Origin of the sequence: Lentzea sp. NPDC092896 (assembly GCF_044754905.1) — a bacterium.
Lineage (GTDB): Bacteria > Actinomycetota > Actinomycetes > Mycobacteriales > Pseudonocardiaceae > Lentzea.
In genome coordinates this window covers 383,208-403,149 of record NZ_JBIVPX010000006.1, presented here as the reverse complement: position 1 = coordinate 403,149, position 19,942 = coordinate 383,208, and the positions used below count along the sequence as shown (strand labels likewise).

At 69.1% G+C, this 19,942-nt stretch carries 15 protein-coding genes; 6 read left to right on the top strand and 9 right to left on the bottom strand.

All coding sequences use genetic code 11. From position 1 onward, the window contains the following. Positions 1-39: 39 nt before the first annotated feature. Positions 40-993 (bottom strand): alpha/beta fold hydrolase, encoded by a 954-nt coding sequence (locus ACIQF0_RS29820; RefSeq protein ID WP_360037543.1) that lies wholly within the window; start codon positions 991-993, stop codon positions 40-42. A 126-nt stretch (positions 994-1,119) separates the two neighbouring features. On the opposite strand from ACIQF0_RS29820, the gene ACIQF0_RS29815 reads away from it, so the two are divergent. Continuing rightward, on the top strand, positions 1,120-1,749 hold the full coding sequence (locus ACIQF0_RS29815; protein ID WP_330270896.1) for a TetR/AcrR family transcriptional regulator: 630 nt from the start codon (positions 1,120-1,122) through the stop codon (positions 1,747-1,749). Positions 1,750-1,786: 37 nt separating this feature from the next. Here the strand turns inward: ACIQF0_RS29815 and ACIQF0_RS29810 are convergent, their stop codons facing one another. Continuing rightward, positions 1,787-2,572 (bottom strand): alpha/beta fold hydrolase, encoded by a 786-nt coding sequence (locus tag ACIQF0_RS29810; RefSeq protein WP_401034675.1) that lies wholly within the window; start codon positions 2,570-2,572, stop codon positions 1,787-1,789. After that, positions 2,545-3,432 (bottom strand): diiron oxygenase, encoded by an 888-nt coding sequence (locus ACIQF0_RS29805; protein WP_360037549.1) that lies wholly within the window; start codon positions 3,430-3,432, stop codon positions 2,545-2,547. The genes ACIQF0_RS29810 and ACIQF0_RS29805 overlap by 28 nt, the downstream gene beginning before the upstream one ends. 61 nt (positions 3,433-3,493) lie before the next feature. On the opposite strand from ACIQF0_RS29805, the gene ACIQF0_RS29800 reads away from it, so the two are divergent. Next, entirely contained in the window at positions 3,494-4,177 is a 684-nt protein-coding gene (locus ACIQF0_RS29800) for a TetR/AcrR family transcriptional regulator (protein ID WP_360037552.1), read from the top strand. Then, positions 4,177-4,485: a DUF4873 domain-containing protein gene (locus tag ACIQF0_RS29795; RefSeq protein ID WP_360037555.1), complete on the top strand. Its 309-nt coding sequence runs from the start codon at positions 4,177-4,179 to the stop codon at positions 4,483-4,485. Before ACIQF0_RS29800 ends, ACIQF0_RS29795 begins: the two co-directional genes overlap by 1 nt. Here ACIQF0_RS29795 and ACIQF0_RS29790 read toward each other — a convergent pair. The 3 genes from ACIQF0_RS29790 to ACIQF0_RS29780 all read right to left on the bottom strand — a co-directional run bounded on the left by ACIQF0_RS29790 (position 4,482) and on the right by ACIQF0_RS29780 (position 13,084). Beyond that, positions 4,482-11,981, bottom strand: coding sequence for a GEVED domain-containing protein (locus tag ACIQF0_RS29790; RefSeq protein WP_401034670.1), 7,500 nt, complete (start codon positions 11,979-11,981; stop codon positions 4,482-4,484). The two genes, ACIQF0_RS29795 and ACIQF0_RS29790, sit on opposite strands and share 4 nt — an antisense overlap. A 193-nt stretch (positions 11,982-12,174) precedes the next feature. Continuing rightward, entirely contained in the window at positions 12,175-12,399 is a 225-nt protein-coding gene (locus ACIQF0_RS29785) for a DUF3107 domain-containing protein (RefSeq protein ID WP_093602316.1), read from the bottom strand. A gap of 43 nt (positions 12,400-12,442) precedes the next feature. After that, positions 12,443-13,084, bottom strand: coding sequence for a ferritin-like fold-containing protein (locus ACIQF0_RS29780; RefSeq protein ID WP_360037561.1), 642 nt, complete (start codon positions 13,082-13,084; stop codon positions 12,443-12,445). A 226-nt stretch (positions 13,085-13,310) separates the two neighbouring features. On the opposite strand from ACIQF0_RS29780, the gene ACIQF0_RS29775 reads away from it, so the two are divergent. Genes ACIQF0_RS29775 through ACIQF0_RS29765 form a run of 3 tightly spaced genes read left to right on the top strand, consistent with a single transcriptional unit; the run spans position 13,311 to position 17,130 of the window. Continuing rightward, a complete protein-coding gene (locus ACIQF0_RS29775; protein ID WP_360037563.1) occupies positions 13,311-14,894 on the top strand; it encodes a DEAD/DEAH box helicase in 1,584 nt (527 codons plus the stop codon). A gap of 5 nt (positions 14,895-14,899) precedes the next feature. Then, a complete protein-coding gene (locus ACIQF0_RS29770) occupies positions 14,900-16,243 on the top strand; it encodes a hypothetical protein (RefSeq protein WP_401034666.1) in 1,344 nt (447 codons plus the stop codon). An 8-nt stretch (positions 16,244-16,251) separates the two neighbouring features. Next, positions 16,252-17,130 carry an alpha/beta fold hydrolase gene (locus tag ACIQF0_RS29765; RefSeq protein WP_401034663.1) on the top strand — a complete coding sequence of 293 codons (879 nt, stop codon included), beginning with the start codon at positions 16,252-16,254 and terminating at the stop codon, positions 17,128-17,130. A 51-nt stretch (positions 17,131-17,181) separates the two neighbouring features. Here the strand turns inward: ACIQF0_RS29765 and ACIQF0_RS29760 are convergent, their stop codons facing one another. The 3 genes from ACIQF0_RS29760 to ACIQF0_RS29750 all read right to left on the bottom strand — a co-directional run bounded on the left by ACIQF0_RS29760 (position 17,182) and on the right by ACIQF0_RS29750 (position 19,580). Next, entirely contained in the window at positions 17,182-17,613 is a 432-nt protein-coding gene (locus ACIQF0_RS29760) for a hypothetical protein (protein ID WP_401034661.1), read from the bottom strand. Continuing rightward, complete coding sequence (locus tag ACIQF0_RS29755; protein WP_401034658.1) at positions 17,610-18,917, bottom strand: O-antigen ligase family protein; 1,308 nt, start codon at positions 18,915-18,917, stop codon at positions 17,610-17,612. The genes ACIQF0_RS29760 and ACIQF0_RS29755 overlap by 4 nt, the downstream gene beginning before the upstream one ends. A 360-nt stretch (positions 18,918-19,277) precedes the next feature. After that, positions 19,278-19,580 carry a hypothetical protein gene (locus ACIQF0_RS29750; protein WP_360037578.1) on the bottom strand — a complete coding sequence of 101 codons (303 nt, stop codon included), beginning with the start codon at positions 19,578-19,580 and terminating at the stop codon, positions 19,278-19,280. Between the last annotated feature and the right edge of the window lie 362 nt (positions 19,581-19,942).

Below are 19,942 nucleotides of genomic sequence, written 5' to 3'. Positions count from 1 at the left end.
TGTTCCAGGGTCCCACATCCCCCGTATGGCCGTCGTTCATCACCATGAGTGTCGGTCGACCGCCTCCCACATGCCCAGCACAGCCCTCGCCACGGTGGCGGGCCGCTCCATCTGGGCGACATGGCCGGTCTTGGGAAGCACCAGCAGTCGCCCCTTGGGCAGCGACCGCGCCGTTCGCGGCCCCTTCCGCACGCTGACGAGCCGGTCGTTCTCGCCCCAGAGCACCAGCGTCGGCGCCTTGACCAACGGCAGCAGCCGCCACAGCGACCTCGGACCGGGCGTGAGCCAGCTCTGCATCAGTCCGAACGTGCTGCGGTTGAGCGCCTGCCCCGCCCACTTCTGCCGGGCGCGCTCCTCGTTCTCCGCGATCGACTCCTCGATGCGGTGGTCGGGCACCACGCTCGGGTCGGCGAAGCACAGTTCGAGCATCTGCTTCGTGCGCTGGTGCGCGGTCAGCTTCGCGAGTTCGCGGCGCACCTTCGACCCGACGATCGGCAGGACGGCGAGCGCCATCCGCGGATCGGACATGCGGTCGAGGCGCGGCCTGAGGTCGGGCACGGCCGGCGAGACCAGGGTGAGCGTCTTCACGAGATCCGGCCTGCTGGCGGCGGTGATGACCGAGATCGCGCCACCCATGGAGTTGCCGAGCAGGTGCACGGGCTGTGAGAGCGTTTCCAGGTACTTGATCACCGTGCGGGCGTGCGTCGCGAGGCTGAAGTCGTACCCGGGAATCGGCTCCGACCGCCCGAACCCGGGCAGGTCGATCGAGTAGCCGCTCACGTGGTCCTTCAGCTGCGCCGCGAGATCTGTCCAGTTCGTCGCGGACCCGCCAAGTCCGTGCACGTACACGGCCGGCGGCCCGTCGCCAGGAGTGACTCGCACGTGCACTTCGTGGTCGTCTACCTGGTGAAACTCGCCGGGCCACGGCGTCTGGGTCTTGTCCAGCGGCGGCAGCGCGACCGTGGACAACGGGGCGGGAATGATGGCGCTCACCGGACCAGGATGCGGGAAAGAACGCTCAGATGGTTCCCGGATGTGGGCTACCAGCGAGTAAGGTTGCGCTCAGCCTCGGTCTGGCAACCCCTCTCCGACGGCCGGATCACTCGTGCTGGAGGCACCATGACGGAGACGGCGCAGAGCGCACCCGCAGGCAGGGGCGTTCGACTGCCGCGCACCGCCCGCCGCGCGCAACTGCTGGCAGCGGCGCAGGACGTGTTCGTCGCCAACGGCTACCACGCCGCGGCGATGGACGAGATCGCCGAGCGCGCGGGCGTGTCCAAGCCGGTGCTGTACCAACACTTCCCCGGCAAGCTGGAGCTCTACATGGCGCTCCTCGAGTCCCATGTGGACGAGCTGGTCGGCCGTGTCCGCACCGCCATCGGCTCCACCACGGACAACAAGCTCCGCGTGCGCGCCGCCGTGGCCGCCTTCTACGACTTCGTGGACGGCGAGGGCCAGGCGTTCCGGATGGTGTTCGAGTCGGACCTGCGCTCCGAGCCGTCCGTGCAGTCGGCCGTCGAGCGCGCCACCACCGACTCGGTGGACGCCATCACCGACACCATCACCGCGGACGCGGGCCTGGACGCCGAACGCGCCCGCCTGCTGGCCGTCGGGCTGGTGGGCCTGTCCCAGGTCACCGCTCGCTCGTGGCTCGCGGACAACCGCCGGGTGCCGAAGGAAGACGCGGTCGCGCTGATCTCGAACCTGGCGTGGCGCGGCATCGGCGGCGGTTTCCCGCTCCAGCACTGACGACATGAAAAAGGGCCCGCGAGTGCGGGCCCTTTTTCTACATCAGCGCGGCTATCCGTCTCGCCACGTCCTCCGACCGTTCCAACGGCAACATGTGCCCGGTCTTCGGATAGATCACGAACTGCGCGCTCGGCAACGCCTCGGCCAGCACCCGCGAGTGCCGCATCGGCGTGAGCACGTCCCAGGACCCGGCCATCACGACCGCGGGGATGTCCGCCAGCACGGCAAGCGCTTCCCGCCGCTGGTGCCGGGTGAGCTCGCCCCGGATCCCGACGAACGCCTCGCCGGTGGTGTTGCCCGCCATCGCCGCCGCGGCCCGGACGTCGGCCCAGCGCGGACGCCGCCCGAACGTCACCCGCAACCCCGGCGTGATCACCCGCCCGAACCCGACCTTGGGCCGCTTGACCAGCCACTTCCCAGCAAGTCGTTCGATGCCGCTCTGCCCGGGAAGATCCCCGCACGACGTGGCGATCAACGCCACCCCCGACACGCGCGCGAACAGCTCTGGCCGTTGCTCGGCCAGCGCCATGATCGTCATGCCGCCCAGCGAGTGGCCGGCGAGCACGATCCGCCCGGTCGGCACGTGCTTCTCCAGCACGGCGGCCAGGTCGTCGGCGAGCTCCGAGATGGTCCCGGTGCCCGTTCCGGCGGACCTCCCGTGCCCGCGCACGTCGTAGCGCACCACCCGGCCTGGCAGTGCGGCGGCGACGCGGTCCCAGGTGGTCAGGTCCATGGTCCAGCCGTGCAGCAGCACGGCGGTCACGTCGGAGGGCGAAGTCCCCGACGTGACGACGTTCAGCCGATCAAGAACGAGCGACGCCATGAGCGCATCCCCGGCCTTCCCACGAGTCCGGCCTCGTCGAGGAACGTCATGATCCGCTCGCCGGACCAGCGGATGGTCTCCTGGAAGCGCTCGTTGCCCAGCGCGACCCGGTGGGCCTCGCGGACGTCCAGCCCGACGGCGGCGTACGCGGCGGGGTTGATGATCGCGCGCGTGATCATCATCGACACGTACCCGACCAGCCACTTCTGGTACGGCAGCTCGTAGCCCTTGAGCTCCGACATGCCGCGCTGCAGCTCCTCGCGCGCAAACCGCACGTGCCGCGCCTCTTCCAGCACGTGGATCCGGTTCACCATGCGCACGAGCGGCTGGATGGTGTCGTCGGTCATCGCCTCGCGCTGCAACCGGTCGAGGATCTCCTCCGCGACCAGGATCGAGCCGTACATCGCGGGGCCGTAGCCGATGATCGGCAGCAGCTTGCCCATGCGGTGCGTGTGCTTGGTGGGCCCGTAGGCCGGGCAGCCGATCCGCTCGACCAGGCGCGCGAACATCGTCGAGTGACGGCATTCGTCGGCGACCTCGGTCAGCGCGTACTGGGCGTGCCGCGTGGTCGGGTCGGTGTTGTAGACCATCTTGACCAGCATCTGCATGAGCAGCAGCTCGAACCACAGGCCGACGGACGCGATCGACGCCAGCTCGTGCTTCGACAGCTCGATGCGCTGCTCCTGGCTCAGCGTGTCGTACAGCGGGGTTCCGTAGAGCGAAATGCGCTGCTCAGGGATGTAGAAGAGACCGTCGACCAGAGGTGCGGACCAGTCGATGTCCACCTCGGGGTCGTAGAACTTCTCGGCGGACGACTTGAGCAGCCGTTCCGCTGTCTTCTCCCGATCGGCGACCCTCATCGGTTGCCCTCCCCGGTAGGTGTTACTTGAGGTAACGGTTACTTCTGGTAGCGTGCGTCACATGGCACGCACTGTCAAGGGGCCGGACGCGCGACGTGAGCGGTGGAAGGGTCATCGCGAGCAGCGCAGGGCGGAGTTCGTGGAGGCCACGATCGCCGCCGTGGCCAAGAAGGGTCCCGACGTCGGCATGGAGGACGTGGCCGCGGAGGCGGGCGTCAGCAAGCCCGTGCTGTACCGGCACTTCACCGACAAGTCCGACCTGTACCTGGCAGTGGGTCAGAAGGCCACCGAACTGCTGATGGACCGGATGGGCCCCGCACTGATCGCCGACGGCCCGATCCGCGGCCGCATCCTCGGGATCGTCGACGCCTACCTGTCGGTCATCGAGGAGAACCCGAACCTCTACCGGTTCGTCGTCAAGGGGTCCTTCGTGGACCGCCCGGTCGAGAAGGACGTCGTCGCCGAGGACAAGAACCTCATCGCGTCGACGCTGGCCAGGATCCTCGGCGACTACCTGCGTTCCTTCGAGATGGACTCCGGCGGCGCCGAGCCGTGGGCGCACGCGCTCGTCGGCATGGTGCAGAACGCGGGCGACTGGTGGCTCGACCGCCAGACCATGTCCCGCACGAACCTCAGCGAGTACCTCACGACGCTGATCTGGCACGCCATCGACGGGCTGCTGCGGTCGGCGGGCGTCCAGGCAGACCCGGCAAAGCCCCTCACCCCGCTGAGATTGGTGGACTGATGAGCGAGCACGAGCACGACGAAGAGGGCTACACCGGCACCGCCACCCTCGTCTTCGGAGAAGAAGAAGTCGCGGTCGAGGTCGATCTGCGGGGCTACTTCCAGCCGATCGACGGCCGCTACCACTGGTACGGGCGGATCAAGAAGCACGACGACGTCACCAGCCGCGTCGAAGGAGGCGCGCGGACCGCACTGCTGCGCACCCCCACCGGTGAGGCGGAGGGGACGCTCACCGACCCCGACCCGTGGGGCCGTTACCGGGTCGGTGGCGTCTCCACTCCGCCTTACAAGATCGAAGAGCCGGCCTAGGCCCTTCGCCTGATCAGCACACCCGCGAGCAGCAGGACCAGGCCGAACGCCGCCAGTGGCAGGGCCGGGAAACCGGTCCACGCGATCGGCGGGTCCTGCCGCACCTTCACGGTCGCGGAACACCTCGGGTCGGAGCCGCCGGGCCGGCAGTTCGAGCCCGGCACGTCCGAGGTCACCACGTTCCGCAGCTCACCGGGGCCGCTCGCGGTCACCCAGTACGTCACGGTGGCCGAGGCCCCGACCGCCAGTCCGCCGGACCAGGTCAGCACCGGTGACGCGAACGTGCCCGCGTCGGTGCCACCCCACGTCGCGGCCTTCAGCACGTCGGCCAGCGAGTCGGTGAAGGAGCCGGTGACCGGCGTCTGGCCGGTGTTCCGGACGGTCACCGTGTAGGTGATCCGGTCGCCCGGCTTGGCGTCCGCCCGGTCCGCCTTCTTCACGATCTCCAGGCCCGACACCGGGGTCTCGGTACCGCAGTTCGAGCCGGGGCAGTTCGACGGCGTGTCCGACGTGACCACGTTGCGCAGGTTGAAGTCGCCGGTCGGCGGGTCGTTCACGCGCACCCGGTACGTCACCGTCTTCGTGGCCCCGATCGCCAGCTCGCCGGTCCACGTCAGCTTCGGCTTGGCGAACGCACCGGCGTTCGTGTCCACGAAGGACGCGTCGTCGAGCACTCCACTCAGGTCGTCGACGAAGCTCGCCGCCGGCAAGGTGGTCTGGCCGGTGTTCGTGACCGTCACGGTGTAGGCGACCAGATCGCCGGGCTGAGCGGAGGTCCGGTCGGCCTTCTTCAGGATCTCCAGCCGCGGCACCAGCACCTCGACCGCGCAGCCGTCGCGGCAGTTCGAGCCGGGGGTGTCGGACGTGACGACGTTCTTGAGCCGCAGGTCGCCCTTGCTCGTGACGGTCACCGAGTACCTGACCGTCTCGGACGCACCGACCGCCAGATCGCCCTTCCACGTCAGCTTCGGTGCCGCGTAGGTCGCGAGGCCCGAGGTCGACGCGGCGTCGCCGTTGTACGTGGCGTCGTCGAGCACCTCGGTCATGTCGTCGACGAACGCGGCGTCGCGCAGCATCGTGGCGCCGGTGTTCGTGACGACGACCGTGTAGGTGACCTTCTCGCCCGGCTTGGCCTCGGCCCGGTCCGCCTTCTTCACGATCTGGAAGCCGGCGATCGGGGTGTCCGTGGTGCAGCCCTCCGAGCAGTCCGTGTCCGGGACGTCCGACGACACCGCGTTCTTCAGCCGCTTGTCGCCGTCGCCGGTCACCTTCACCGAGTACGTGATGGTCACCGAGTCACCGACCGCCAGATCACCGGTCCACGTCAGCTTCGGCGACGTGAAGGTGCCCGCGCTCGTGCCGATCCAGGTCGCGTCGTCCAGCACACCGCTCAGATCGTCGGTGACCGTGATTCCACTGTGGACCGTCTTGCCGGTGTTGGTGATCGTCACCGTGTACCTGACCTCGTCGCCCGGCTTGGCCGACTTCGGCTCCGCTGTCTTCACCAGCTTCAGCCCGGCGATCGGCGTGGTCGTCGCGCACTCGACGCACTTGCCACCCGGCGTCTCGGTCGTCACGACGTTGTCGAGGCTGAAGTCGCCCCGCACCGGGTTGGTCACCTTGACCGAGTAGGTCACGGTCACCGTCGCGCCGACCGGCAGGTCACCGGTCCAGGTCAGCTTCGGCGACGTGAACGTGCCCGCACTCGTACCGGCCCAGGTCGCGTCGTCCAGCACCTTGCTCAGGTCGTCGACGAACGACGCGCCCGCGAGGTCGGTCTGGCCGGTGTTCACGACCTTGACCGTGTACGTGACGGTGTCGCCGGGCTTGGCCGACTGCACGTCGACCGACTTGCTGACCTCCATTCCCGGCAACGGAGTCGACGTCGAGCACTTCGGGTCCGTCGATCCCGGCGGGCAGTTGCCGCCGGGGTTGTCCGAGGTGACGACGTTGTTCAGGCGGTGGTCGCCAGCGGCGGTCACCTTCACCGAGTACGTGATGACGGCCTGCGACCCGATCGGCAGAGCACCGCTCCAACTCAGCTTCGGCGCCGCGTAGGCCACCTCGCCCACGGAAGCCTGCTCGTCACCGCTCCAGGTCGCGTCGTCAAGCACGCCCGTCAGGTCGTCGCCGAACGAGGCGTTCTGCGGCGTCTGGCCCGTGTTGCGGACCGTCACCGTGTACGTCACGACGTCGCCCGGCACCGGCTTCTCCGGCGCGGCCTTCTTCACGATCTCCAGGCCCGCGACCGGGGTGTCGGTCGTGCAGCCCTCCGAGCAGTCGGTGCCGGGAGTCTCCGACGACACCACGTTCTTGAGCCGCTTGTCCCCCGCACCCGTGACCTTCACCGAGTACGTGACCGTCACCGAGGCACCGACGGCCAGATCACCGGTCCACGTCAGCTTCGGCGCCGCAAAGGCGACCGCACCAGCCGAAGCAGCCTGATCACCGTTCCAGGTCGCGTCGTCCAGCACCCCGGTCAGGTCATCGGCGACCGAGATTCCACTGTGGACGGTCTGGCCGGTGTTGGTGATCGTCACCGTGTACTTGACGGCGTCGCCGGGCTTCGTCGTGGCCGGCTCCGACTTCTTCACCAGCTTCAGCGCGGCGACCGGCGTGTCCGTCGTGCAGCCGTCCACGCAGTTGTTGCCCGGGGTGTCGGACGTGACGACGTTCTTGAGCCGCTTGTCGCCCGCCCCGGTCACCTTGACCGTGTACGTGACGGTCGCCGTCTCCCCCACGGCCAACTGCCCGGACCAGGTCAGCACGGGCGAGGCGAACACACCGGCGCTCGTGCCGACCCACGTGGCGTCGTCCAGCACACCGGTCAGGTCGTCGCGGAACGACGCGTCGAGCACGGTCTTGCCGGTGTTCCGCACGGTCACCGTGTACTTCACGGTGTCGCCCGGCTTGGTCGACGCGGGCTCGGCGGTCTTCTTGATCTCCACGCCGGACACCGGGGTGTCGGTCGTGCAGTTCGGCACGCAGTTGTTGCCGGGGGTGTCGGACGTGACGACGTTCGTCAGCTGGTGATCACCCTTGCCGGTCACGACGACCGTGTACTTGATGGTCGCGGATCCGCCCACAGGCAGCACACCCGTCCACGTCAGCACGGGTGACGTGAACGTCCCCGCACTCGTGCCGCCCCAGGTCGCGTCGTCGAGGACCTTGGTGAGGTCGTCGCGGAACGACGCGTTCAGCTCGGTCTGGCCGGTGTTCCGCACGGTCACGGTGTAGGTGACGGTGTCGCCGGGGTTCGCGGACTTCCGGTCGACCTCCTTCACGATCTCCATGCCGGGCAACGGGGTCGTGGTCGAGCACTTCGGGTCCGTCGACCCCGGCGGGCAGTTGCCAGGAACCTCGCTGCTGACCACGTTCGCCAGCTTGTGGTCGCCCTTGATCGGGTCGTTGACGCGAACGACGTACGTCAGCGTCGCCGTAGCGCCGATCGCGAGGTCACCGGTCCACGTCAGCGTCGGCGCGGCGAACTCCGCCTTGCCCGTGGAGGCCTGCACGGACACCCACGACGCGTCGTCGAGCACGCCGGACAGGTCGTCCGTCACCTTCTCACCGGCCAGGGGCACCTGGCCGGTGTTGGTGATCGTCAAGGTGTAGGTCACCGAGTCGCCGGGGTTCGCGGACTGCTTGTCCGCCTTCTTCTCGATCGTCAGCTCACGGCCGGGCGTCTCGGTGCTGCACGACGGATCCGTGGAGCCGGGCGGGCAGTTGTTGCCGGGCGTGTCCGAGGTGACCTTGTTGTTGAGTTTCTTGTCGCCGGGGTTCGGGTTCTTCACCGTCACCGTGTAGGTGATCGTGGCGGTGCCGCCGATCGGCAAATCGCCCTTCCACTCCAGCTTCGGCCACACCAGCGTGACCGCGCCGACCGTGGCCTTCGCGTCGTCGTTGTAGACCGCGTCGTCCAGCACCTTCGTCAGGTCGTCGGTGAACGCCGCTCCTGTTTGGACGGTCTGACCGGTGTTGGTGACCTTGATCGTGTAGGTCACGGTGTCACCGGGCACGACCTGGTCGCGGTCGTCGGACTTCTCGATCCGCAGACCGGCGATCGGCGTGCTGGTCGAGCACTTGTCCCCGCCGGGGCAGTTGGCGCCCGGTGTGGTCGACGTGATCACGTTGTCCAGCTTGAAGTCCGCCGGATCACCGACCTTCACGGTGTACGTGACGGTGGCCGTGCCGCCGACCGCGAGGTCTCCCGTCCAGGTCAGCTTCGGCGCCGCGAAGGACGCCGAACCCGTGGAAGCCTCGGCGGAGACCCACTCGGCGTCGTCCAGCACCTTGGTCAGGTCGTCGACGAAAGTGGCGCCCTGCAACGGAGTCTTGCCGGTGTTCCGCACGGTCACCGTGTACTTCACCGTGTCGCCGGGCTTGGCCGACTGCCGGTCCACCGACTTCTCAAGCTCGACGCCGGACACCGGCGTGGTGGTCGTGCAGTTCGGCACGCAGTTGTTGCCCGGCGTCTCCGAGGTGACGACGTTCGTGAGCTGCTTGTCGCCCTTGCCGTTCGCGACCACGGTGTAGGTGACCGTCGCCGACTCTCCGGGCGCCAGCGGACCGTTCCAGGTCAGCTTCGGGGCCGCGAAGGACGCCGTGCCCGAGGAAGCGCTGACCGAGCCCCACGCGGCGTCGTCGAGGACCTGCGTCAGGTCGTCGGCGAACGAGGCGTTCAGCGGGGTCTTGCCGGTGTTCCGCACGGTGACCGTGTACTTCACGGTGTCACCGGGGTTCGCCGACTGCCGGTCGACCTCCTTCTTGATCTCCACCCCGGAGACCGGCGTCGACGTGCGGCAGTCCGGGTCGGTGGAGTCCGGCGGGCAGTTGTTGCCGGGCGTGGTCGAGGTGATCACGTTGTCCAGCAGGTGATCGCCCTTGCCGGTCACCTTCACCGTGTACGTGATCGTCGCCGAACCACCGACCGCGAGAGTGCCGCTCCAGTTCAGCTTCGGAGCCGCGAACGTGGCCGTGCCGGCGGAAGCGGTGGCAGAGCCCCACTCGGCGTCGTCCAGCACCTTCGCCAGGTCGTCGGAGAACGAGGCGTTCAGCGAGGTCTTGCCGGTGTTGGTGACCTTGACCGTGTAGGTGACGGTGTCACCGGGGTTCGCGGACTGCTGACCGACGGCCTTCTCGATCTTCAGCCCGGCGACCGGTGTGGTCGTGCCGCACTTCGGATCGGTCGACCCCGGCGGGCAGTTGCCACCCGGCGTGCTGGACGTGATCGCGTTGTCCAGCTGGAAGTCGCCCTTGACCGGGTTGGCGACCTTCAGCGAGTACGTGACGGTCGCGGACCCGCCGATGGGCAGGTTGCCGGTCCAGGTCAGCTTGGGCGAGACGAACTCCGCCACGCCCGAGGACGCCGTCGCGGAGACCCAGGCCGCGTCGTCGAGCACCTTCGCCAGGTCGTCGGTGAAAGTGGCGCCCTGCAACGGGGTCTTGCCCGTGTTCGTGACGGTGACGGTGTACGTCACGGTCTCGCCGGGGTTCACCGACTGCTTGTCGGCCTGCTTCTCGAACCGGACGCCGGACACCGGGGTGTCGGTCGTGCAGCTCGGCACGCAGTTGTTGCCGGGCGTGGTCGAGGTGACCACGTTCGTCAGCTGCTTGTCGCCCTTGCCGGTGACGACGACCGTGTAGGTGACGGTCGCCGACGCGCCGACGGCCAGCGCACCCGTCCAGGTCAGCTTCGGCGACGCGAACGTGGCCGTGCCGGAGGACGCCGTCGCGGAGCCCCAGGTCGCGTCGTCGAGCACCTTCGTCAGGTCGTCGGCGAACATCGCGTTCAACGACGTCTTGCCGGTGTTGGTGACCTTGACCGTGTACTTCACCGTGTCGCCGGGGTTGGCGGACTGCCGGTCGACCGACTTCTCGATCTTCAGGCCCGGCGTGTTCACCGTGGTCGAGCAGTCCGGATCGGTCGAGCCGGGCGGACAGTTGCCCGCGCTGCTCACCACGGCGTTGCGCAACTGGTGGTCGCCGGTGATCGGGTTCTTGACGGTGACGGAGTAGGTCAGCGTCACCGTCTTGCCCTTGGCGACGTCACCGGTCCACGTCAGTTTCGGTGCGGTGTAAGAGATCGAGCCCGAGCTCGCGGCCTGGTCGTTGTTGAACGTCGCGTCGTCCAGCACCTGCGTCAGGTCGTCGGACACGGTCAGGCCGGTGACGTCCGTGGCGCCGGAGTTGGTGATGGTGACCGTGTACGGCACCTGGTCGCCGGGGTTGGCGGTGGTCTTGGGCGTGGACTTCTTGATGTCCAGGCACTCGACGGGCAGCCGGTAGTCCTCGACCTCACCGCTGTCCGCGAGGCCCGTCGGGTTGGCCGCCTGGTCGGTGTTGTAGCTCGCCCGGAACCGCGCGTAGGTGTTGCCGCACTTGACGTTCTGCGGAATCTTCCAGGTGATCGTCGCGGATCCCGCGCCGGCCGCGAAGTTCGCGCACGCGCGTTCGTTGTTGTCGAACGAGCCGTTGCCGTTGAAGTCGATCCACGCGCACACCCGGCCGGCCTGCGAGGCACCGGACAACGTCACGGGCACCGAGTAGTCCTCACCGGCGTTCGACCTGGCCAGCCGCGGGAACGCCGCCACGCCGTCGTCGAGGTCGTCACCGTTGGGAAGGTTGTTGTCCGCGCCCGCCGCCACGGCCTTGGGGCTCGGCGTGGTCGTACCGAGGTTGATCGTCGTGGGGTTGTCGACCGACACGCCCGAGCCCAACGCCAGATCACCGACGACGTGGCTCGCCGCGGCACCGGTGTCGTAGCTCGCGGGCGCGTCGCCGAAGTCCTCGTCCACCGAGACGCCCGCGACGTAGAAGTCGTCGGTCGCGTTGCTGCTGTTGGTGAGCATGTCGACCTGGAAGCTCACGGAGCTGACCGTGCCGTTCATGCGGACACTGCCGCACGAGGCGGGAGCCAGCCTCGCGCCGTTGGAGTCGCACAGCACGTTGAGGTTGCGGTTCGGCGCCTCGATGCGGGTGCCGTTCTGCCCGATCGTCATGTTCGTCGCGCCCGCGAGCGGACCTTCGAGCGTCACTCCCGGCGTGGTCAGGGTGTGTGCGACGTGCGTGCTGCCGGTGTTGCCGATGGTCGCGCCGCTGCCCGCGATGTGCAGCACGGGATTGCGCACCGGCCGGTTGAACGAGAACGTCAGCGTGCCCCGGTTGAAGCAGTCCACGAACGCGGCACACCCCGCGGCGGCCGCGGTGAGGCCGATCAGCGCCGTGTTCGCGGGGATCTGCGGCCGGAAGTTGCCGGGCACCGCCCCTCGGTCACCGGGAGGCGAGTTCAGCGTGGTCAGCCGCAGGTTCACCCCGGACACCGATGCCGTGACGACCGCACCGGACGTCAGCGTCGAACGCGCCGACGCGTTCACCGCCGGCAACGCGGAACTCGTGGACCAAGACCCGGCCGCGTGCGTTTGGTACGCCTGCGCGGGCAGGGAGAAGGTCGTTGCCGAGACCACGAGCAACAGGGCCAGCAGGGCGGCGCGCATAGCACTCCTCAGCAGCGTGACGACTCCGTCACGCTAGGTGCGCGCACATGCCTCTACCAGCGAAGTCACCGCTTCAGGCGACCTCGCTGAGGCGCCGGACTGCGAGTTCGGCGGCGGTGATCGATACTGCGCCGTTCCTGAACGAGAAAGGCCCCGGTCACCGGGACCGGGGCCTTTCTCACGTTCTGCCGTCTCAGGCGCCGAACCCGACCTTGCGCGAGTCCTGCGGGCCGATCTCCACGTACGCGACGCGGCCAGCGGGCACGACGAACCGCGCACCCTTGACGTCCACCAGCGACAGCACGCTGGACTTGCCGGACACCGCGTCCGCCACCAGAGCCTCGACCTCGGACGGGTTGAGTTCACTGGTCACGACGAGTTCGCGCCCGCTGTCCGCGACGCCGATCCTGACCTCCACGCTGACCTCCGTGCTCAAGAGAAAAATCTACGGCCGAGCCTACCTAGCCGAGACCCAGCTGCGTCATGCGCCGCGCGTGCGACTGCTGAAGGCGGCGGAACAGCTGACCGATCCCGGCGAGGTCCCCAGAGCCCCGGATGATCAGCTCGGAGAGGCCGTCCCGCTCCGCCACCACGTACTGGGCCTGCGTCAACGCCTCGCCGAGCAGCCGCCGGCCCCACAGCGCGAGCCGGTCGCGCACCCGCGGATCGGCCTCGACGGCGGCCAGGACTTCGCGTTCAGCGAACGCCGAATGACCCGTGTCGGCGAGCACGTGGAGCACGAGCTCCTTGGTCGGCGCGTCCAGCCACTCCGCGATCTCGCGGTAGAAGTCCGCCGCCAGCCCGTCCCCGACATACGCCTTCACCAGCGACTCCAGCCACGACTTGGGGCTCGTCGACTCGTGGAACGCGTCGAAACCCTTCACGAACGGCGTCATCGCGTCCTCGACGGTGATGCCCTCGGTGGCCAGGTGCTTCTGAAGCAGCGTGAAATGCCCGATCTCGGCTGCGGCCATCTGCGCGAGCGCCGCGCGGCCCGCCAATGTCGGCGCCGTGCGCGAGTCCTCCGTCATCCGGTCGAAAGCCGAGAGCTCGCCATATGCAAGCGCTCCCAGAAGATCGACAACACCCTCCGCAACACCCATGGTGGTCAAGCCTAGTGGTCAAATAGGTCTGGGCAGGTAGAATGGCCTTGGACGCCCGGCGTGACGAGTGTGACGACCACGCTGCGCGGCGCAGAAATGGTGCGCGTACACCTTTCCCGCAGCTGCTCATCGAGCGCGGTCGAGAGGCCCGGCCAGGGCTCGTACGCGCTTGGTACGAGAGAGGCTGATCACCCTGACCGCTGAAGTAGAAGCACATCTGGACCCGGTGGCACTCGAACACAGCGAGGCCGGAGTTCCCGAAGAAGACACGTCGCACCCGTTGCTGGCAGACGCCCCGGTGCAGTCCGAATCCCCCACGTTCGCCGAGCTCGGCGTGCGTCACGAGATCGTCAAGGCGCTCGGCGAAGCCGGCATCGAGCGCACCTTCGCCATCCAGGAGCTGACGCTCCCGATCGCTCTCGCCGGTGACGACCTCATCGGCCAGGCCCGCACCGGCATGGGCAAGACCCTCGGGTTCGGCGTGCCGCTGCTGCACCGCGTCGACCTGCCCGGCGACGGCACCCCGCAGGCCCTTGTGGTCGTTCCCACCCGTGAGCTGTGTCTCCAGGTCTCGCACGACCTCACCGACGCGTCGCGCCACCTCGGTGTGAGGGTCGCAGCCATCTACGGCGGCATCCCCTACGAGCGTCAGATCGCGCAGCTCCGCAAGGGCGCCGATGTCATCATCGGCACGCCCGGCCGCCTGCTCGACCTGGCCGAACAGCGCCACCTGGTGCTCGGCAAGGTCCGCATGCTGGTGCTGGACGAGGCCGACGAGATGCTCGACCTGGGCTTCCTGCCCGACATCGAGCGCATCCTGAACATGGTCCCCGACGAGCGGCAGACCATGCTGTTCTCGGCGACCATGCCGGGCCCGATCATCACGCTGGCCCGCACGTTCCTGAACCAGCCGACGCACATCCGTGCCGAGGAGAACGACGCCGGTCAGACGCACGAGAACACCTCGCAGTTCGTCTACCGCGCGCACTCGATGGACAAGCCGGAGATGCTGGCCCGCGCACTGCAGGCCCGCGACCGGGGCCTGACGATGGTCTTCGCGCGCACCAAGCGGACCGCGCAGAAGGTCGCCGACGACCTGACCGAGCGCGGGTTCGCCGCGGCCGCCGTGCACGGTGACCTGGGCCAGGGCGCACGTGAGAAGGCGCTGCGGGCGTTCCGCGCCGGCAAGGTCGACGTGCTGGTCGCCACCGACGTCGCCGCGCGCGGCATCGACATCGACGACGTGACGCACGTCATCAACTACCAGTGCCCCGAGGACGAGAAGACCTACGTCCACCGCATCGGCCGCACGGGCCGTGCCGGGCGCACGGGTGTCGCGGTCACGTTCGTCGACTGGGACGAGACGCACCGCTGGGCCTCGGTCAACGACCTGCTCGGCCTCGGCCAGCCGCTGCCGGTGGAGACGTACTCCACGTCCGACCACCTGTTCGCCGACCTGGGCATCCCGTCCGGTTCCACGGGCCGGTTGCCGCTGAGCCACCGCACCCGCGCGGGCCTCGACGCCGAGGAGGAGGAGAAGCTCGACACCGGCAAGCGCAAGCGCCGCAGCAGTCGTCGTCCCGGCTCCACTCCCGCGGGCGCCGAGCAGGCTCCGGAGGCGAACACCGAGGAGACCAGGCCGAAGCGTTCCCGCTCCCGCACGCGCAGCCGTGCGGGCGTGACGCAGGAGGGCGAGCAGGCGCCGTCGGCAGAGGGCGGCGAGAGCTCCGCGAAGTCCGCCTCGGACAAGCCGCGCAGGCGTCGGCGTCGCCGAAGCTCTGCCGAACAGGCCGCACCTTCGGCAGACTGATCACCATGTCGTCCCCCGGTTCCGACGTCACCGACGTCGAGGACGTCCTCGATGAGCCCGCGCACGAGAGCGTGCCCGAGTCCAAGCCTGTCGAGGAACGTCCGCCCGCCCGCTCCTGGCGCACCCGTGCCGACTTCATCGCGGTCGCGCTGATCGCCGTGGTGTCGGTGACCGCGTCCGTGCTGACCTGGGCGTTCAGCGATGCTCGTGCCACGACGTCGGTCACCGGGCCCTCGTCGTGGGAGCAGCTGCCCGAGGTCGCCGCGCTGCCTCCGTCACTCGGCGAGGTGTGGCGCGCGAAGAGCGGCGCCACGCAGTCGCCCGTGGTCGTGCAGACCGCGTCGAAGGACACGGGCGAGGAGAAGCCGTCAACGGTCGTGACCGGCGACGGCGGCGAGGTCAACGGGCGCGACCCGCTGACCGGGGACGTGCGATGGACGTACGAGCGCGATCTGCCGCTGTGCGTGGTGAGCTCGGCGTGGGGCAGGGCGATGGCCCTGTACTCCAAGGGCACGAACTGCTCGGAGCTCACCTCGCTCGACGGTGTCACCGGCGAGCGCCGGGCGCAGCGCAACGGCGACGCGGAATCGGGCACGGCACTGCTCAACGAGGGTTCGCACCTGATCACGACGGGCTCGAAGTTCCTCGAGGTCTACCGGCGTGACGACCTGGTGCGCTCGCTCGAGTACGGCGGCCTGCGCGCGATCGTGAACCCCGGCAAGCAGCCGCGCGTCGGCTGCACCTACGGCTCGACGGCCGTCACGTCCGGCAAGTTCGCGATCATCGAGCGCTGCCCGGACGACGCGTCGGAGCGGGTCACGGTGCTCAAGCCGAACCCGGACAAGTCCGACGAGCCCAAGGTGTTCTCCACCGCGATGACCGGCGGCAGGAACGTGCAGATCGTCGCCATCACGGAGAAGCTCGTCGCGGTGGCGGTGCCGGGTCCCAGCCGGTTGCAGATCTTCGACACGGAGACCGGCAACCAGGTCGGCGAGGCGCCGCTCGACATCCCCGACGCCGACTTCACCGACCCGCCGAACCACGTGGCGCGCGTCTTCACGACGAAGACGAACGCCTTCTGGTTCAGCGGTTCCCGCACGGTCGCGCTGTCGCTGGAGACGCTCACTCCACTGTGGACCGCCGAGGGCACGCTGGGCGCCGGCACGACGCTCGCGGGCCGCGCGCTCATCCCGGTGAAGGAGGGCCTGCGGGTGTACGAGCAGGCCACCGGCGCCGTCGTGGGCACGATCAAGCTGAACCGCGAAGGCCACACGGGCCCTGTGCAACTCGCCACAGCCGGTCCAGTCGTGCTCGAGCAGCGTGGCGAAACCCTGGTCGCGCTGCGATAGTTCAGCTCGTGTACTCGCAGATCAGCCCGAACCGGGCGCAACGCGTCGACTTTCCGGGCCGCTACGGCACGATCGCGGCTCTGCGCGCGCCCGCGATGGGCGACGACGCGATGCGCACGACCGTGCTGCTCGTGCCGGGCTACACGGGTTCCAAAGAGGACTTCGCGCCGATGATCGACCCGATCGCGGACGCGGGTTTCGAGGTCGTCGCGATCGACCTGCCGGGCCAGCAGGACTCCGCCGGCCCGGACGACGAGGCGCTCTACCGGCCGGGCCCACTGGGTTCGGTGCTGGCCGAGCTGATCGGCAAGATCGCGGCGGACGGCCGGAAAGTGCTGCTGCTCGGCCATTCCTACGGCGGTCTGGTGACACGGGCCGCGGTGTTCGCGGGCGCCCCGATCACCGGTCTGACGCTGATGTCGACGGGCCCGTCCGAACTGCCCGCGGGCGATCGCCGCACGGTGCTGGAGGTCGGCGAGCACGTGCTGGCCGAGCAGGGCGTCGAGGGCACCCACAGGCTGAACGAGCTGCGGTCGGCGCAGAACCCGGCCTGGGTCGCGCTGCCGCAGGAGCTGAAGGACTTCTACCGCACCAGGTTCCTCAAGTCGCAGGCCGCGGCGTTGCTCGGCATGAGCAACGGCCTGCGCTACGAACCGGACCAGGTGGCGAAGCTGGCCCGCGCGCTGCGTTCGTCCGGCACGCCCTGCCTGGTGGTGTGCGGCGACGCGGACGACGCGTGGACCCCCGCCGCCCAGCGCGACATGGCGGAACGGCTGGACGCGGACTTCGCCGTGCTGCCGGGCGTGATGCACTCGCCGAACACCGAGGCTCCGCTGGACCTCATCTCCACGCTGCTGCCGACGTGGCGAGCCTGGCTGACTTCCTGAACTCAACCAGCTTCCAGGAATGTCACAGCCAGGCTCGGCACGGTCACATCATCACGGGTTGATCCAGATCTGCTTCTCGTCGCTCGCCGAGTTCGGGTACGAGTTCAGGTCGGCCTTGGCGTAGGCGATGCCCACGCCGAACGGCCAACCCGGCTGCGCGGTCGCGGTGACCTTGACCGTCTCGAACCCGCCGGTGCAGGTGACGACCTTGGAACCGCTACCGGAAGCCACCCCGATGAACTTGGACTGGGTGACGTTCACGTACACGTACGACTGCGGCTGACCGACCGGGCAGGAGTAGGTCACGTCGACCTCGACCGCGGCGCCCAACGCCTTCACCTTCGCGGTCGGCTCGACTCTGACGGCCCCCAGGGAAGGCGACTGCGCGCTCACCTCGGCCATGACCGGCGCGATGGACGCGAGAACCGCGCCACCCACGACGGCGACGACCGCCAGCGCCTTGCCCCCGGAAAACTTCTTCATGCAGTTGCCCCCTCACTCATTCCGTCCTTTGTGGACGGAAACCCCAGACCGGCGCAGAGGCCGGCGACGACGAGGACGACGGGCAGGTGCCACAGGAAGTCGAAGCCGCTGTGCACCAGCACGACGGCAACCGCCGCCACCGCCCCCGCCTGCAACGGCGTCCCGCGCCCTCGCCACATCGCGAACAGCACGGCGACCACAACCCCCAGCGCGAGCACCAGCCCGACAGCCCCCAACTCAACGAGCACCTGGAGGTACTCGTTGTGCACATAACGCATGACGCGAGTGCTTTGGTTGCCCCCGTTGAAGAAAAAAGATCCATTCCCCGGCCCGGCACCGAGCAGCGGTGACCGCGAGACGAGTTCCAGCGCGGCCCCGGTCGCCCCGGCACGGTCCGGTGAGCTGAACGAGACCCGCGTGGCCAGCCGGTCGGCGAACGCGAACGCGGCCACCCCGCCTCCGGCCGCCAACAACAGCGCGATCGGCACCACGAACCGCCCCAGCCTGGGCAGACCCAACGCCACCAGGGCACCGCCTGCCAGCCCCGCGATCGCGAGCAACGGCCGCGGCTCGTCGGCCACTCGCATCGACGGCAGCAGGGCGGCAACGGCCAGGACGGCCCCGAGCAGCGGCGGCACGGCAGCCGTCACCGTCTTCTTGAGGCCCCAGAACGCACACAGCACCACCAGCCCGGCGAGCAACGCGATCACGCCGGCCCGGCTCATAGTCGCGCCGATCCCCGCGCACAGCAGGAAACTCATCACCGCCGTGAACACCGTCGGCCGCAGAACCAGCGACAACACGGCCGCCGCCGCCATCACCGCAGCGGCGGCGTTCGGGTAGGTCAGCGTCGACGCGGCCCGCAGCAACCCTTCCGCGACAGTCGTCCACGACGGCACCCGGAACACCACGGCCACCCACCCGGTGAACCCGACCAGCGCACCGACCCCGACAACGACCGCAGCGAGCAACTCGCGCTGCTCACGATCAGCCTGCGCCGCAACAAGTGTGGCGCCGACGAACACAACGGCCGCGCCCGCCGACGGCAGTCCCGACACCACGTCGCCCTCGAGCAGCCCGCGCACCAGCGCCCACGCCGCAAACGCTCCCCCAAGCGCCGCAAGGAGATCAGGCCGAGGGCTGGCGAGAACAACGGCCACCCCGACCAGAAGTCCCGACAGCACACGACCAGGCAGGTAGTACCCGCCCTGCGCGACGACGGCAGCGGCGAACCCCGCCACCACCAGCAACACCGGAACCGGCAACGCGACCGATTCACGGCGCGCGCCAACGACGTCCCCCACGGCCATCGACTTCCCCCAAGGATTCCGAACCGCCTCCCCAAGCGGATCGAAAGCACACTGTAGGGGTCCGGACGACTCGGGCGGAAGTGCGAATTTCCGGTCGATACAACAAAACCGGCACGGCCATGGCGGGCTGGCGCGGCCCTCGCCGCCTGGCACGGTCCCAGCGGGCTGGCACGGCCCTAGCGGCTGGCACGGTCCTAGCGGGCTGGCACGGTCGCAGCGGACTGACACGGCCCCAGCGGACCGGCACGATCCCAGCGGACCGGCACGATCCCAGCGGACCGGCACGATCCCAGCGGACCGGCACGATCCCAGCGGACCGGCACGATCCCAGCGGACCGGCACGGCCCTAGCGGGCTAGGCCCACCAGAAGGTCCACAACGTCGCACCGCTGACGACGAGCACCGCGAGCGAGGCGACCGGCGCCTTCCAGTCCGCGTACCGGTCGGCCACTATCTGCCCGGCGACCACGAGCAAGGCCGCCACCACGTGCGCGACGACGGACAACGTGCCAGGCCCTGGCAGGTCGCGGGAGTTCGCGTAGAACTGGACGCCGATGTTCCCCAGTGCGAGCAGCACCATGCCCACCGCGAGCACACCGCTCACAGCGCGCAGGATTCCGTAGGTCCGCGAGGGCCGCTTGGCTGCTTCCACTTCCACTCCAGCCACCCTACGGGTCAAGGCGCGCGCGGGCAGGCATGGCCCAGCCGCCGTGGCGACGGCCTACGGCAAAAGCCGCACTCCACGCATCCTTACGGGGCAGCATCGCCGTCACGCATCCTTTGCGGGCAGCACCGCCGTCCCACGCAAGCCCGCCGTCCGAACACGCAAGCCCCGCAGCCCGAACACAAGCCGCAGCCCGAACACGCAAGCCCCGCAGTCCGAACACAAGCCGCAGTCCGAACAACGCAAGCCCGCAATCCGAACGAGCCCGGCGATCCACACGAGCCACAAGTCGTCCGGCTCCGAACCCGCTGCCCCCGCGCGCTTCCTTGTCACGCAACGAGTGAAACGCGTCTTCG

Excerpts from the sequence above, each read along its gene's own strand:
- ACIQF0_RS29760 (WP_401034661.1), bottom strand. The coding sequence starts at position 17,613 with ATGAAGAAGTTTTCCGGGGGCAAGGCGCTGGCGGTCGTCGCCGTCGTG.
- ACIQF0_RS29790 (WP_401034670.1), bottom strand. The coding sequence starts at position 11,981 with ATGCGCGCCGCCCTGCTGGCCCTGTTGCTCGTGGTCTCGGCAACGACC.
- ACIQF0_RS29800 (WP_360037552.1), top strand. The coding sequence starts at position 3,494 with ATGGCACGCACTGTCAAGGGGCCGGACGCGCGACGTGAGCGGTGGAAG.
- ACIQF0_RS29770 (WP_401034666.1), top strand. The coding sequence starts at position 14,900 with ATGTCGTCCCCCGGTTCCGACGTCACCGACGTCGAGGACGTCCTCGAT.
- ACIQF0_RS29780 (WP_360037561.1), bottom strand. The coding sequence starts at position 13,084 with ATGGGTGTTGCGGAGGGTGTTGTCGATCTTCTGGGAGCGCTTGCATAT.
- ACIQF0_RS29805 (WP_360037549.1), bottom strand. The coding sequence starts at position 3,432 with ATGAGGGTCGCCGATCGGGAGAAGACAGCGGAACGGCTGCTCAAGTCG.
- ACIQF0_RS29810 (WP_401034675.1), bottom strand. The coding sequence starts at position 2,572 with ATGGCGTCGCTCGTTCTTGATCGGCTGAACGTCGTCACGTCGGGGACT.
- ACIQF0_RS29795 (WP_360037555.1), top strand. The coding sequence starts at position 4,177 with ATGAGCGAGCACGAGCACGACGAAGAGGGCTACACCGGCACCGCCACC.
- ACIQF0_RS29815 (WP_330270896.1), top strand. The coding sequence starts at position 1,120 with ATGACGGAGACGGCGCAGAGCGCACCCGCAGGCAGGGGCGTTCGACTG.